14 protein-coding genes are annotated in these 14274 nt (G+C 50.6%); 11 read left to right on the top strand and 3 right to left on the bottom strand.

Annotation, left to right across the window (positions count from 1 at the left end; translation table 11 throughout):
* Positions 1–54 precede the first annotated feature (54 nt).
* The 9 genes from pseG (at position 55) to pfkA (ending at position 9580) form a co-directional block, all read left to right on the top strand.
* Positions 55–1089 carry a UDP-2,4-diacetamido-2,4,6-trideoxy-beta-L-altropyranose hydrolase gene (gene pseG / locus ACYVI1_RS05490; RefSeq protein WP_460907592.1) on the top strand — a complete coding sequence of 345 codons (1035 nt, stop codon included), beginning with the start codon at positions 55–57 and terminating at the stop codon, positions 1087–1089.
* A gap of 27 nt (positions 1090–1116) precedes the next feature.
* Entirely contained in the window at positions 1117–1623 is a 507-nt protein-coding gene (locus tag ACYVI1_RS05485) for a GNAT family N-acetyltransferase (RefSeq protein WP_460907590.1), read from the top strand.
* Positions 1620–2699 carry a pseudaminic acid synthase gene (gene pseI / locus ACYVI1_RS05480; protein ID WP_460907588.1) on the top strand — a complete coding sequence of 360 codons (1080 nt, stop codon included), beginning with the start codon at positions 1620–1622 and terminating at the stop codon, positions 2697–2699. Before ACYVI1_RS05485 ends, pseI begins: the two co-directional genes overlap by 4 nt.
* A gap of 64 nt (positions 2700–2763) precedes the next feature.
* Complete coding sequence (locus ACYVI1_RS05475; RefSeq protein WP_460907586.1) at positions 2764–4257, top strand: lipopolysaccharide biosynthesis protein; 1494 nt, start codon at positions 2764–2766, stop codon at positions 4255–4257.
* Between the two features lie 115 nt (positions 4258–4372).
* On the top strand, positions 4373–5179 hold the full coding sequence (locus ACYVI1_RS05470; RefSeq protein WP_460907584.1) for an FkbM family methyltransferase: 807 nt from the start codon (positions 4373–4375) through the stop codon (positions 5177–5179).
* Positions 5180–5272: 93 nt separating this feature from the next.
* Entirely contained in the window at positions 5273–6244 is a 972-nt protein-coding gene (locus tag ACYVI1_RS05465; RefSeq protein ID WP_460907582.1) for a hypothetical protein, read from the top strand.
* On the top strand, positions 6241–7545 hold the full coding sequence (locus ACYVI1_RS05460) for a glycosyltransferase family 4 protein (RefSeq protein WP_460907580.1): 1305 nt from the start codon (positions 6241–6243) through the stop codon (positions 7543–7545). Before ACYVI1_RS05465 ends, ACYVI1_RS05460 begins: the two co-directional genes overlap by 4 nt.
* A gap of 62 nt (positions 7546–7607) precedes the next feature.
* Positions 7608–8369, top strand: coding sequence for a glycosyltransferase family 2 protein (locus ACYVI1_RS05455; protein WP_460907578.1), 762 nt, complete (start codon positions 7608–7610; stop codon positions 8367–8369).
* A gap of 236 nt (positions 8370–8605) precedes the next feature.
* Positions 8606–9580, top strand: coding sequence for a 6-phosphofructokinase (gene pfkA / locus ACYVI1_RS05450; protein WP_460907576.1), 975 nt, complete (start codon positions 8606–8608; stop codon positions 9578–9580).
* Between the two features lie 71 nt (positions 9581–9651).
* On the opposite strand, the gene ACYVI1_RS05445 is transcribed toward pfkA, so the two are convergent.
* The gene (locus ACYVI1_RS05445) at positions 9652–10461 is read right to left on the bottom strand and encodes a YdcF family protein (protein ID WP_460907574.1); all 810 of its coding nucleotides are present in this window, start codon (positions 10459–10461) and stop codon (positions 9652–9654) included.
* 102 nt (positions 10462–10563) lie between these two features.
* Here ACYVI1_RS05445 and ACYVI1_RS05440 point away from each other — a divergent pair, with 102 nt between their 5' ends.
* Positions 10564–12048 (top strand): thioredoxin-like domain-containing protein, encoded by a 1485-nt coding sequence (locus tag ACYVI1_RS05440; RefSeq protein ID WP_460907572.1) that lies wholly within the window; start codon positions 10564–10566, stop codon positions 12046–12048.
* Positions 12049–12079: 31 nt separating this feature from the next.
* On the opposite strand, the gene ACYVI1_RS05435 is transcribed toward ACYVI1_RS05440, so the two are convergent.
* Both ACYVI1_RS05435 and ACYVI1_RS05430 read right to left on the bottom strand, forming a co-directional pair.
* Positions 12080–12991 carry a DUF58 domain-containing protein gene (locus ACYVI1_RS05435; RefSeq protein ID WP_460907570.1) on the bottom strand — a complete coding sequence of 304 codons (912 nt, stop codon included), beginning with the start codon at positions 12989–12991 and terminating at the stop codon, positions 12080–12082.
* A 182-nt stretch (positions 12992–13173) separates the two neighbouring features.
* Positions 13174–13608: a septal ring lytic transglycosylase RlpA family protein gene (locus tag ACYVI1_RS05430; RefSeq protein ID WP_460907568.1), complete on the bottom strand. Its 435-nt coding sequence runs from the start codon at positions 13606–13608 to the stop codon at positions 13174–13176.
* 272 nt (positions 13609–13880) lie between these two features.
* Here ACYVI1_RS05430 and ACYVI1_RS05425 point away from each other — a divergent pair, with 272 nt between their 5' ends.
* Positions 13881–14207, top strand: a complete 327-nt coding sequence (locus ACYVI1_RS05425) for a DUF3276 family protein (protein WP_460907566.1) — start codon at positions 13881–13883, stop codon at positions 14205–14207.
* Positions 14208–14274 lie beyond the last annotated feature (67 nt).

The raw sequence follows: 14274 nt of genomic DNA, 5'->3' as shown, positions 1-14274 counted from the left end.
TCATCATTCATCATTCATCATTCATCATTCATCATTCATCATTCATCATTCTATATGAACAAACTCCTCTTCCGGGCCGATGGCAACGCCGAAATTGGCCTGGGGCATGTTATGCGTTGTCTGGCTCTGGCCAATATGCTAAAAGGTAGCTTTTCGATGCGGTTCGCGCTCGTTGAGCCAGCCCCGGAGGTTTGCTCACTGCTTAATGAGCAGGGCGTGTCGGTTAGTAAACTTACCGATTCGGATAGCAGGGCAGGGTTCTTATCGCTGATAGAGCCGGATGAACTCGTTGTACTTGATGGCTATTCGTTCGACGCGCTCTATCAGGAGGAAATTCGGTCGCACGCCCGGAAACTGATTTATATTGATGATTTAAGTCGTGCGTATCAGGTGGCCGATGTGGTTATCAACCATGCAGGCGGAGTATCCGAAACGGCTTATAAAGCGGCAGCCTATACCCAATTTTGCTTAGGCCCGCACTACGCCCTGTTACGCCCGGAATTTTTACGGCCCAGCCTGCCAGCCACCGGGCCAAGCCAGGCCGGACCAATTTTTGTCAGTATGGGTGGTGGCGATCTGTTCAATACCTCGTTGCAGGTACTCGAAGCCATTCAGGAGGCTGGCATTTCGTTACCGGTCCACGTTGTTCTGGGGCCGTTCCATCCCGACCGGGCCGCTATCGACGCCTTTCAAAAGCAACTTCCGAACCTGGCGATTCTGCAAAATTTAACCGCCCGCCAAATGGTGGATGAAATCCAGCAATGCAGTCTGGCTATTACGGCCTGTAGCACAATTGCCTACGAAGTCTGCGCCGTAAATCGACCCCTGATTGCCGTCGTCACGGCTGATAATCAGGCTCGATTAGCGCAGTTTCTGTCAGAAGAAAAACTGGCTATTTCGGTCAATTTCCCCAGGCTATTGAGCCGTTTAAGCCCTTCGATGGAGTTACAAACGGCGCTGAAACTGGAGATTATGCTGTTTCAATTCTCATCGGATACGGTAACCGAAACGTTGGTCAACCAGCGTCGATTTTTTGATGGTCGCTCACCCGAACGATTTCGCGCGTTATTTCGCCAATTAAGTGCGTAATTCGGTCAGACGTTTGCACGAACAACCATGCTTACTTATCGCACCGCCCAACCCGCCGATGCCCGGCTGTATTTCGAGTGGGCCAACGACCCTGAGACGCGGCACCAGTCGTTCCATTCGGATTTAATTTCCTTAGAGACGCACACAGCCTGGTTTACACGAAAAATAGCGGACCCTAATTCGTTGCTCCTTCTGTTTTCCAATGAAGCCGGGCAACCGGTTGGGCAAGTGCGTTTTGAACGGGCACCAATAGCCGATATGCCCGACGAAATCATCATTGGTATCGCTGTTGACGCCAAACACCGAGGGCAAGGATTAGCCGCTCAACTCATTCAGTTGGGTTGTGCGAGTTGTCGGAAACGCTGGGGCGTGGTTACAATTCATGCCTACATCAAACCCGATAATCAGGCCTCAGTGCGGGCCTTCGAGCAAGCTGGTTTCAGATTGTCGGGCGAATGCGGTAAATTTGGGGTTTCCAGCCAGGCCACGGTGAGCTACGATAGGCCATGTTTGCTTTACGTCAACAGTCAATGATCAGTACCCAACCCATTCAGGTTGCCCAGTATACCATCAGCCCGGCGCATCGGCCTTTTGTTATCGCCGAAATGTCGGGCAACCACAACCAGTCGCTCAACCGCGCACTGGAAATTGTGGATGCCGTAGCTGATGCCGGTGCCCACGCGCTCAAACTTCAAACCTATACGCCAGATACGATTACGTTTAATGGGGCCTCGGAGGAGTTTTACATTCGCGATGCCAAATCACTTTGGGCCGATAAGAATCTGTATAAACTCTACGCCGAAGCCTATACCCCCTGGGAGTGGCACAAACCGATTTTCGATCACGCCAAAAAGCGGGGTATGCTGGCCTTCAGTTCTCCTTTCGACACTACGGCGGTCGATTTTCTGGAGTCGCTCAACGTACCGTTATACAAGATTGCCTCGTTTGAAAACACCGACCATATTCTGCTCAAAAAAGTAGCGCAAACGGGTAAACCGATCATTATGAGCACCGGCGTTGCTTCCGTTGCCGACCTGGATGAATCGGTAAAAATCCTGCGGACCAATGGCTGCAACGACCTGGTGCTGCTGAAATGCACAAGCACGTATCCCGCCACCCCCGAAACCACCAATCTGCTCACCATTCCGCACATGCGGCAGTTGTTCGATGTGCTGGTGGGCCTGTCTGACCACACAATGGGCATTGGCGCGGCTGTGGCGGCAGTAGCCTTAGGCGCGGTCGTACTTGAAAAACATGTTACCCTGCGCCGGGCCGATGGGGGCGTCGATTCGGCCTTCTCACTGGAACCCGATGAATTAAAAAACCTCGTTATCGAAACCGAGCGGGCCTGGCTGGCCATGGGACAGGTTAGTTACACGCTCACCCCAAAAGAAGCAAAAAGCCTGCAATTTAAACGGTCGTTATACGTAGTACGCGATATGAAAGCGGGCGACTTGTTCACGCCCGATACCGTCCGCAGCATCCGCCCGGCCAACGGTTTGCACACCCGCTACTACGACGACATCATTGGCAAAACCGCCACGACTACCATCCCCGCAGGCACAGCCTTGCAGTGGAATCTAATTGCGAATGAGCGAATGAGCGAATGAGTGAATACCTCCGGCATCAGCTATTCACGCATTCGCTCATTCTCGCATTCGCACATTCTCGCAAATGGGTATCATTAAACGGCAAACGATTCAGAGTTCGATTTACGCCTACGCGGGCGTAGGCGTTGGATTTTTGACGCAGGGTATCTTTTTCCCAAACTTATTTAGTGAGGTGCAGGTTGGCCTGTTGACCTTGCTGATTTCGCTGGCGCAGGTACTGGCGCAGGCATCAAATTTAGGCCTGAACGGGGCGGGCGGACGGTATTTTCCGTACTTCCGCAATGCCAACCGGCAACATAACGGCTACCTGATTATTGCAAGCCTGACTACGCTCATCGGCTTTAGTTTGTGCGTACTGGCGATGTGGCTGGCGCGACCCTGGATTGTTGAGTTGTATCAGGAAGAGTCGGCGTTGTTTGTCCAATATTATTACCTTCTTATCCCCTTAACATTTTTCACCGTCTACTTCACCGTCTTTGACAACTACGCCCGTTTACTCTACGACCCCGTAACGGGAACGATTTTGCAGCAATTCGTTCAACGGCTGTTGGTTTTGGTGGCGGGTGGCTTGTACTGGCTCGGCTGGGTCACGTTTCCGCAATTTCTGGGCGTTTGGCTGCTGGCATTCGTTGTGCCGCTGGTGCTCATGATTGCCAGCGTTGCCCGCGACGAAGCCTTGTTTTTCAGCCGCAGGTTTGTGTCAGTCAACGCCGAATTCCGCCGTAACCTGATGCGCTACGCGGGACTGACGCTTACTTCGGCGCTTTCGTCGCAAATCGTGCTGGTGATTGATAAAGTGATGATTAACAGTAAACAGGGATTGGGCGATACCGGTATTTACGGAACAGCTTCCTATTTTGCCACGGTAATTGCCATTCCAGCAACAGCCCTCTATAAAGTTTCGGGTACGCTCATTGCCGAGTCGTGGAAAACAAATGACCTGAAAAACATTGCCAGTATCTACCGAAAAAGCTGTCTGAATCAACTCATTGCCGGCTGTTTGGTCTTTGTCGGCGTAGCCGCTAATCTGCCAACTGTATTCCGCTTTCTACCCCAGAACTACGAAGCAGGCTATTACGTGATTTTGTGGCTGGGACTGGGCAAACTAATCGACATGGCAACCGGCGTAAACGGCATCATTCTGAACACGTCGCGCTACTATACATACGACTCATTGTTTTTTGTCGCCCTCATATTCATTACCATTGCCGCCAATCTCTATCTAATACCCCGTTTTGGCATTAATGGAGCCGCCATTGGGGCCGCGCTGGCCATATTTCTGTATAACTTCGCCCGGACGCTCTTTGTCGGTTTTGCGTTTCGGATGCAGCCGTTTACCTGGCGAAATGCTGTAGTTATCATCCTGGCACTCAGTGTGTGGTGGGTATCCGTGCAACTTCCGTATCCGCAGGACGACGCACCAACATGGCGGTTCATTCTGGATATAGCCTGGCGGTCGACGTTAATTACGGGGCTATTTGGTAGTTCGGTTTTAGCGTTAAATCTGTCGTCGGATATTAACCAGACGGTGGCCGGGTTGAAAGAACGTTTTTTATAAATATTTTTTTATCAGGCTGACGCAGGAAGCATCTTGAATTTTCCTTAAACGCAAGTCATGAAGCTTTCATATGCTTCCTGCGTCAGCCTGATAAAAGCCACTCAGTTACTAAACCATGTGGGTTTTTCGATTTTTATTTACCGAAACCGCCCGACTGCTGCGCTCGGCTAACGGTCGGCGGTTGTTGGGCTTAGCCCTGCGTTACGGCGGCAAACCCCGCAACCAGCCGGTTGAGGTTACGTTTGGACGGTATCGGTTTCGGGTGCCCGATGCCCTGTCGTTCATCTGGCAGTATCGGGAGATTTTTGTGGACGAGTTTTATCGATTCGAGACCACCAGCCCAACACCGGTAATTTTCGACTGCGGCACCAACATCGGCACGAGCGTCGTCTATTTCCGGCAGATGTATCCTACCGCCCGCATCGTGGCGTTTGAAGCTGATGCACACATCAGTGCGATGCTACAGGAGAACTTGCGGAAGAACCGGATTTTGGGCGTGGAGGTCGTGACCAAAGCCGTCTGGACGAACAACGAAGGCATTTGGTTTGGCAGCGACCAGGCCGATTCGGCATCGATCTTCTCGCAAATCGACCGAAAATTAGTCCCCTCCGTCCGGCTGCACGACGTGCTGTTGCGCGAAACCCGCATCGATATGCTCAAAATGGACATCGAAGGGGCCGAAATTGCCGTGCTGACCGACTGCCGCGACGCCCTGACCCCCGTTCAAAACCTGTTCGTTGAATTTCATGCGTACCTCGACCATCCGCAAGCGCTGGCCGACGTAGTAAAAGTACTGGAGCAGAGTGGGTTCCGGTATTACATCAACACCAGTCAGTATCGCCACGCGCCGTTGATCAATCGTCGTTACAAAGGCAACGATAGCATGGACCTGCAATTGAATATCTTTGCATACCGAAAATAGTGGAGTAGTTGATTAGTTGATTGGGAAAGTGAGTGGAATAAGTGAAGAAGGCTAATCAATCAACCAATCAACTACTCCACCAACCAACCGCTAATGATTGACAAAATTCTTTCCCGCCCTGAGTTCCAGACTGAGCCGCCGGTGCTGGTGGACATTGGTGCGTCGGGGCAATTACATGGCCGCTGGAAGGCATTTGCCAAATACGCCGTTTGCATTGCATTCGACGCCGACGACCGCGACTTTGGCTACGTCGAAAGCGAGTCCAGCCACTTTCAGAGGCTTTATACCTTTAACCACATCGTTACGGGAGTCGAAGCAGCCGTTCTGGAAACCGAGACGACTGATTTTTACCTCACCGCATCGCCCCATTGCTCCAGCTTATTACGCCCCCGGCCCGATTTAATTCAGGAATATGCGTTTGCGCCCAAGTTTGAACCAATTAAAATCGTTCAACTGAAAACGCGCAGCCTTCGGTCCACGCTCGACAGCCTGAACATTGAGCAGGTGGACTGGTTCAAAACCGACTCGCAGGGAACCGACCTCCGGCTCTTTCGCAACCTCGGAAACAGCCGCACCCAACGCGTGCTCACGGCCGAATTTGAGCCGGGTATTGCATCAATTTATGACGGTGAGGACAAATTGTATCAGGTCCTGCAATTTATGGAAGAAACGGGCAGTCACTGGCTGGCCGAACTGCTGCCGAAGGGTTCACCCCGCATTACGCCCGCGTTGCTGGATAGCTTCACCAATCAGCCGCTGCTGAAAAAATTCGTTCTTTTTTCGCTGAAAAACAGCGCGGTATGGGGCGAAATGACCTACCTCAATCGGTTTGCCGACGAAGCCACGCTCACGCAGCGAAACCTGTTGTTGGGCTGGGTATTTGCCACAACACTCAGGCAACATGGCTTTGCACTCATTCTGACCCAGAAAGCAAAAGGCCGGTTTTCTGACCCAATTTTCGCTGAGATGGAACACTATTCCCGTCGGCGGGTTTGGGGGCGCGTATTCGGGCTGGGCTTCTGGCCTGAAGTTGTTAAAAAATTCGATAAACTCGTTGGGCGGTGAGAGTTACCCACTTAAGTACCTACCACTTGTTTGGCGGGGCGGCCGTGGCGGCCAATCGGCTCCACCGTGCCCTGCAAAAGCAGATTTGGGCAGACGCCAGTGTTGACAGCACATTGCTCGTTGGCACACCAAAGCGGCTTGAAACCCACCGACCTGCGCCGGGTGTGGTGTATTTAGCTAACAACTTTCTGGCTGAGCAAACCGCTTTCGGCCGATTTGTAGCTGAGCGATTGTACTTCCTGCCGCACGAACGTCATTATTCGGTGCGGTTTCAGTTTTCGCCCGCTAAGTTCGGGGCCAATCTTAATTTTCACCCAGCCATTCAGCAAGCCGATGTGCTGCACCTTCACTGGATAAATTTTGGCTTTTTATCGCTCGATGGCCTGCGTTCGCTGTTCGAGTTAGGCAAGCCCATCGTCTGGACACTGCATGACCAGTGGGCTTTTACGGGTGGGTGCCACTACGCGCGCGGCTGCGACCATTTTTTACGTCACTGCCGCCAGTGTCCATATCTGAAAAAGCCGGGCAGGCATGACTTATCCAACAAGGTTTTTGAGCAGAAAATAAGGCTCTTCACCAACGCAAAGGTGCATTTTACGCCACCGAGCCGCTGGTTAGCCGACGAAGCCCGGCGCAGTGCATTGCTGCACGACTTTCCATTCACGGTTATTCCCTACGCTATCGACCAGCAGACGTTTTGCCCGGTCGACCGGGCCGAGGCTAACGAACACTTAAACCTGTCCGGCACGGGGCGTTCCCGGCTGTTGTTCGGCAGCGCCAACGTGACCGATTCGCGCAAAGGGTTTGCCTGTTTTGCCGAAGCGTTAACGCTGCTAAACCAGCAACACCCCACCCTGACACCCGAAATTCTGGTGTTCGGTAAAGGCCGTTCATATCTGTTCGATGCGCTGCCCTACCCTATCCAACACCTCGGCTTGCTAACTACCGAAGATGACATTGTAGCAGCCTACAATGCAGCCGATGTGATGGTGGTACCTTCGCTGGAAGATAACCTGCCCAACACGGTTATCGAAGCAATGGCCTGCGGCACGCCCGTAGTGGGCTTTCGCACTGGTGGCATTCCCGAAATGATTGACCATGAGCAAAATGGCTATCTTGCCGACATAGGTTCAGCACAGCAACTCGCCGATGGGCTGGCCTTTATCTTAACGCATCCAAACCCGCAGATTTTACGCCAAAACGCCCGTCAATCTGCCGAAATACGCTTTTCTGAAGACGTTGTGGCCAGGCAACATATTAATTTGTACCAGAAAATGCTGAATGATAGAGTGATTGAATGATTGAATACAGGGTGCGCCAGCTATTCACTCATTCTATCACTCTATCATTCACTTATTAAACTATGCCCACCGTCTCCATCATCACCATTACGTATAACGCCGAGCGGTTTCTGGAGCGCACCATTCAGAGCCTTGTGGCGCACCGGACAACTGAGGTTGAGTACATTGTGATTGATGGTGCCTCGACAGACGGTACGCTGGACATTATTAAACGCTACGAACCGTACATTACCCACTGGGTTTCAGAACCTGACCAGGGGCTTTACGATGCCATGAACAAGGGCCTGCACCGCGCCACAGGTCAGTATGTTTGGTTCATGAACGCAGGTGACGAAATACACGACCCGCAAACCGTGCCGAATCTGCTGGCCTGGATTGGCGCAACAGGAGCTGATGTTTACTACAGTGATGCGCTGTTCGTGCGCGAGGAGGGCGGTCCGCGGTCCGGCGGTCCGGTTGGTTTGCGAAGCCAGGTTACGCCCCATACGTTGCCGAAACACCTGACCTGGCGCGATATGGCTCTCGGCATGAAGGTTTGTCATCAGGCCTTTGTGGCGAAACGAGCCATTGCGCCAGATTATTCAACCGATAACCTTAGCGCTGATTTAGACTGGGAAATTCGTTGCCTGAAAGCAGCCCGCAACGTGGAGTTTTTGCCATTTATTTTGTGCAACTACCTTGTTGGCGGGTTATCGGTACAACACCATAAACGGTCGCTGATAGACCGATTTAAGGTGTTAGTGTCTCATTTCGGTCTGGTACCGACCCTATTGAATCATGGCCGGATTCTCTGGCGAGCGAGTCGTTTCAGAGGCATCACCTGATCGACGACCGCGACTGACAGGGTTCTACTCCCTGGCAACCAGACTTAATTCGACAGGAGTTACGTTCATATGTGGGCGAAAAGGCGAAACGAGTCATTTTGTGAAATTTGTGTGAAAACAAAACGATTATTTTTGAATAGATGCTTTAGATTCCGAAATGCGGATAAATTTGCGGGGTTTAATTTGATACCTGCCTAACCTTTTTGTGAAATTCCGTTAAAAAATTGACTTGACCTATGAAACGAGTAGCTGTTTTTACCTCGGGTGGCGACGCGCCGGGTATGAACGCCTGCATCCGGGCAGTTGTCCGGGGGGCGGTCTATCACGGCATCGAAGTATTCGGTATCCGCCGGGGGTACAACGGAATGATAAATGGTGACATTTTTCAGATGTCTTCGCACTCAGTGAGTAACATTGTGCAGCGCGGAGGTACCATTCTGAAATCGGCCCGCAGCAAAGAATTCATGACCCCGGAAGGACGCGCTAAGGCCTACGAACAACTCAAAAAGTTTGAAATTGACGGATTGATAGCTATCGGCGGGAACGGCACGTTTACGGGCGCTACCCTCTTCTTTGATGAATATGGTATTCCAACCGTTGGCGCACCCGGCACCATTGATAATGACCTCTATGGCACTGATTATACCATTGGCTTCGATACGGCGGTAAATACCGCCCTGGAAGCCATCGACAAAATCCGCGATACCGCCGATTCGCACGACCGCATCTTCTTTATTGAGGTAATGGGCCGCGATTCGGGGTATATCGCCATTCAGTCGGGCATTGCCGGTGGAGCTGAACTGGTCATGGTTCCTGAGGTACTAACACCCATTTCGGAGGTCGTCGAAACCCTCAAATCAGGTTGGAGCCGCCAGAAGTCATCGTCTATTATTGTCGTAGCCGAAGGTGAAGAAGAAGGAAATGCCAGTCAGATCTCGGAGAAAATCCGGGCGCAGGTTCAAACCGACATCGACATGCGCGTGACGACGTTAGGGCATATTCAGCGGGGCGGCATCCCAACTGCCTACGACCGGATTCTGGCCAGCCGTTTAGGACTTGGCGCGCTGGAAGGCCTCATGAATGGCGAGAAGAATGTGATGGCGGGCATTGTGAACAACGAGTTGGTTTATACGCCGTTTCGGGATACAATTCGGCTACCCAAGCCCATCAACGAGGATTTGCTGCGTATGGTGAAGATTCTGAGTGTCTAATAGCCAATGTTGACTGAGCGAATGATTGAATAGGTTTTGCGCCAGCTATTCAATCATTCGCTCAGTGAACATTAAATATACCCCATAACCTTGTAGGTGAGGTAACCAACCAATTCCCGAACAAGAAAATAAGCATCCAGAAAAGGTTCCTCGTGCGGAAGTAACCAATCGCCGGGTGCGTATAACCGGCGATGGCTCATAAAATACCCTGGAAATGGTAGCACGGTAACACCTTGTTTTTGAAAGCAGGCCACCGCCCGGCGCATATGACAGCCCGACGTAATTAATACATACTGGTTCGTGCGAAACCGTTGCCGTAGGATTTGGGCCGAAAAAATGGCGTTTTCGTGCGTGTTTCTCGATTTGGTCTCAAACATAATATCGCTTGCCCGAACCCCGGCTACCAGTAGAAACTGAGCGGCCATTTTCCCTTCGTCGTTAACTACTTCCGCCTGGAAAGGCAAATAGTAGCCGTTGCCACCACTGATCAGGATTTTCTGGACAGCTCCGGTTTTATACAGGTACAGGGCTTGTCCGGCGCGGTCGGCTTCGCGGCTTAGCAGAAAGCGGTTAGTAGTCCGGCGAGTCTGGCCCGGAATGGCTTTCTGAGAATTGATCATGCCGCCCGTCAGAATAATAGCTACCCGCTGGGTTGAATCGGCCGGTACGGCGCTATCAGCCTGAATCGGATACTCCCACCATAAGGCCAGTTCGTTCATCAGAAATGAATTACCAAACAGCCAGAATATACCCAGCGAAACGCCGGTCAGCCGGCGACGATACTGGTGGTTTTTCACAAAGAACGCCAACCCTAAGGCTACCATTAGCCATCCGGCAGGTGTTAATAGATACGTAATTGTTTTGGAAAAGAAATAAAACATAGACTATAGAGGATATGGCAAGCGTTTTGTAGGCAGCATACTTATTACGAAATACAATAAATTTGACCTTATTTTCTGGCGAAGATACGTACACATTCCCCTATGAAACACCTCCTCCTGACGGTTCTGCTTAGCTTATTCATCGTTTCTGCTGCCTGGGCACAGTCGGCTGCCGAAACGCCATCCAGCAGTTTCAGAATTACAGGCCGCATTAAAGGATTGAAAGATACAACCTGCGTGCTGGCCCATTATTTTGGCGCAACACAGTATATCCCGAAAGATACAGCCCGCGTCGATGGAGCCGGTAATCTGATTTTTGAGGGCAGGAAAAGCCTGCCCGAAGGCTTGTTTATCGTGGTGACGCCCAAAAATCGCTATATCGAATTTCTTATCACCAGCGACCAGCAGTTTTCATTTGAAACCGATACCGCCAATGTCATAAAAAACATGCAGGTAACCGGCTCGAAGGAGAACGAGGTTTTCTACGCCTACCAGCAACAACTTGGTAAACTATCTGAAGAAGCCCAGGCCCTGAATCTGCAAAAAAAGTTACGCAACGACGCTGCGTCGGACATGATGCTCAATAAGCAGATGAACGACCTGCAAAAGCAGGCAAGTGTGTATCGCAGTCAATTCATGAAAGATAACGCCGGTATGTTTGCGGTTAAGCTGGTCAAAGCCAGTGGCGAACCGGAAGTGCCCACCGCGCCGAAAGCCTCGAACGGTCGGCCTGATTCGGTTTGGGTGTTCAACTACTTTAAAAATCATTTCTGGGATGATTTCGATTTCACCGACGAGCGTTTCGTCCGCACGCCCATTCTCCAGCGGAAAATAGAGCGCTATTTGAAAGAATTGACCGTTCAGGTGCCCGACTCACTCATTAAGGAAGCCGATTTTTTGGTTAATAAGGCGGTAACGGGTAAGAATAAGGAAATAAAATACTATACCATCTATTATATCACCAGTCAGTATGAGCAGCCCAAAGTGATGGGAACCGACGGGTTGTTTGTGCACATGTTCGAGAAATATTACAAAACCGGCGTGATGACCGTGTCGGATTCGTCGACCCTGAAAAGTATTGGCGAGCGGGTAGCCACGCTAAAACCAAATCTCGTTGGTAAGCAGTTTGTTTCCCCGACCATTAGCGATACGCTTCGCCGGCCTATTGTGTTCTCGGCCATCAAAGCCGACTATACCATTGTTTATTTGTACTCGCCTACCTGCGGTCACTGCCGGGAGAGCGCGCCCAAACTGAAGAAATTTGTGGACGATTATAAAGGTAAAGGAGCCGAAGTGGTGGCCATTGCCATTGACCAAAGCCCCGAAGAATGGAAGAAGTTCATTAAGGAGTTTAAATTGGGCAACGCCATCAACGGCTACGATTTCAGTTTCCGAACCGATTACAGGCATCAGTACGACGTCTGGACGACACCAACCATTTACGTACTCGATAAAAGCAAAAAAATTATTGCCCGCAAATTACCCGTTGAGCAAATGGAAGACTTCATGCTCTTTCACAAGCGGCAGCAGGCTATGGCCAAACCTGCGGTTGCTCCTGCCAATGCGAAAGCGAGCGTGAAAAAGTAGCGCGGAGCAGAGGGCATGGAGTTGCTCCCTGCTATTTCATTTTCGTCCGTTTCACTAAATACGACGTCAGAATCTGCTCGAAACCCTGCTCGATGTCGGCTTCGACAAAGTCGATTTTGTATTGACCACACCGCATCTTTAATTCCTGAAAATAGGTCTTCACCGCCTGTTGATAGGTTTCGCGCACCTGCCCCGGCTGAAGCCTGACTTTCTCACCCGTTTCGAGGTCGATAAACTCGTAGGGGCGCTCATCGAACGCAAAATCCTCTTCTGTTCGCTTATCGGTAACGTGGAACACCAGCACCTCGTGCAGGTTATGCCGCAGGTGTTGCAGAGCTGAAAATAAGGCATCGCTGTTTTCTGAATTCTCAAACATATCGCTGAAAATCACCACCAGCGACCGTTTATTGATCTTCTCGGCCACCTGATGAATCACATCGGCGGCTGATGTTCGGCGAAGCGGCTTAGGTTGCTGCATCAACTGGTCCAGGTTGGTGAACAGCTTATGCACATGCGATGGAGTCGATTTCACCGGCGTTTGCAAATCAATCGTGTCGGCAAAGGTTGTCAGGCTGACAGCATCTTTCTGTCGTTGCAGCATATATGCCAGACACGCGGCTGCCATCACGCTGAACGTCATCTTGCCGTAAGTAGCCTCTGGGTAATACATCGATGAAGAGGTGTCAATTAGCAGATGACACCGCAGGTTCGTTTCTTCCTCATAGCGTTTGACAAAGAGCTTCTCGGTCTTACCGAACACTTTCCAGTCGATATGGCGCGTGGTTTCGCCCGTATTGTAGAGCCGGTGTTCGGCAAATTCAACGGAGAATCCGTGAAAGGGAGATTTATGCAGACCGGTAATAAAACCTTCGACTAACTGACGGGCCAGAAATTCGACGTTGCCAAACGAGCGAACCTGCCCCAGATTTAGGGGTTGTTTCATATAATGAGTGATTGAGCGAATGAGCGAATAGCTGCCGCGAAATTATTCGCTCATTTACTCATTCGCTCAATCACTCATTGAACTTAACGCAAAAAACGAACCGTTCGACATCTCCGGCAGGAATTGCACAGGGAAACATCGAACGGTTCGGGTGTTTAACATGGACTTCGGTCCGTGTCAGGTTACAGTACAGGTTCCAACATAGGCTGGAAAGCGACGGGCGTGGTGAAGACCGAAGGGGCCAGCGACATAGCGCGCCCTTTGCCAACGACTCGCAGCGACACATTGGCAATTCCTTTGGAAACCATGCCGAGCGCCTGGGCAGCCGCATGGGTTAGGTCAATAACGCGGCCTTTTGCGAAAGGGCCTCTGTCATTGATTCGTACAATTACTGAACGCTGGTTATCTAAGTTTGTGACTTCGACTAACGTGTTCAGCGGGAAGTGACGGTGGGCACCTTCGAGGGCATTGGCGCTTACGCGCTCACCGTAGGCGGTCCTGCGACCATTGAACTTCTTGGAGTAAAAAGACGCTTTGCCTTTCTGTATGAGGCTCGGAAGAGCCTCCGCCGGCTTCATGTTGCCAAAAAACAACATAATGGACATGATAAAACTCATACAGCTTTTGGTTACGTGAAAAAAATAGACGGGAGGTAGCCGATTAACATCTTATCTACCTGCCGCCCCCAAAAAGTGCAATTCCTGTAAAGCAAAGATAGGATAGACCAGCTTTATTACCAAGCAATTACCACAAAAAGTGTAGAATACCTTCCACAACTATGTTCCGTTAAGGCATCATTTCTCCCCAAAATTTATTTATTCGATTCCGCATTGTTCTTTGCCAATTGCCCGTACTTTAGCATTTACGTATGCACTAAACCTCACTGATTGTGGACGAAAGAGACCGCGAAAAAATTTATTCAAAGCGAGTTCGGGCCGGGAAACGAACGTATTTTTTTGACGTTAAATCGACCCGCACGAACGATTATTACCTCACCATTACCGAAAGTCGCCGACATCCGCAGGGCGAAGGGTTTGTGTATGAAAAGCATAAGATATTTCTGTATAAAGAAGATTTTGATAAGTTCGTTGAAGCCCTGCTGGAAACAGTTGACCACGTCAAAACCGAACTTATGCCCGATGTGGACTTTACCCAGTTTGCCCAGCGCGAACGCGATGAGCAGGGCGACTTCGCCAGCGAATTGAAATGGGAATAATTAAATGTCTGTTTTACTGGTGACGAATGGTTTAGACTTTACTTCATACCTTTCTTTTCAACACTCT

The sequence above is a fragment of the Spirosoma areae genome, from assembly GCF_054781775.1.
The sequence above is the reverse complement of the archived record's forward strand: the minus strand, read 5'-3'. Positions and strand labels throughout refer to the sequence as shown.

Coding starts and splice junctions, on each gene's coding strand:
- ACYVI1_RS05455 (WP_460907578.1), top strand. CDS start 7,608: ATGCCCACCGTCTCCATCATCACCATTACGTATAACGCCGAGCGGTTT.
- ACYVI1_RS05440 (WP_460907572.1), top strand. CDS start 10,564: ATGAAACACCTCCTCCTGACGGTTCTGCTTAGCTTATTCATCGTTTCT.
- ACYVI1_RS05470 (WP_460907584.1), top strand. CDS start 4,373: ATGTGGGTTTTTCGATTTTTATTTACCGAAACCGCCCGACTGCTGCGC.
- ACYVI1_RS05435 (WP_460907570.1), bottom strand. CDS start 12,991: ATGAAACAACCCCTAAATCTGGGGCAGGTTCGCTCGTTTGGCAACGTC.
- pseG (WP_460907592.1), top strand. CDS start 55: ATGAACAAACTCCTCTTCCGGGCCGATGGCAACGCCGAAATTGGCCTG.
- ACYVI1_RS05485 (WP_460907590.1), top strand. CDS start 1,117: ATGCTTACTTATCGCACCGCCCAACCCGCCGATGCCCGGCTGTATTTC.
- ACYVI1_RS05465 (WP_460907582.1), top strand. CDS start 5,273: ATGATTGACAAAATTCTTTCCCGCCCTGAGTTCCAGACTGAGCCGCCG.
- ACYVI1_RS05475 (WP_460907586.1), top strand. CDS start 2,764: ATGGGTATCATTAAACGGCAAACGATTCAGAGTTCGATTTACGCCTAC.
- ACYVI1_RS05445 (WP_460907574.1), bottom strand. CDS start 10,461: ATGTTTTATTTCTTTTCCAAAACAATTACGTATCTATTAACACCTGCC.
- pfkA (WP_460907576.1), top strand. CDS start 8,606: ATGAAACGAGTAGCTGTTTTTACCTCGGGTGGCGACGCGCCGGGTATG.
- pseI (WP_460907588.1), top strand. CDS start 1,620: ATGATCAGTACCCAACCCATTCAGGTTGCCCAGTATACCATCAGCCCG.
- ACYVI1_RS05430 (WP_460907568.1), bottom strand. CDS start 13,608: ATGAGTTTTATCATGTCCATTATGTTGTTTTTTGGCAACATGAAGCCG.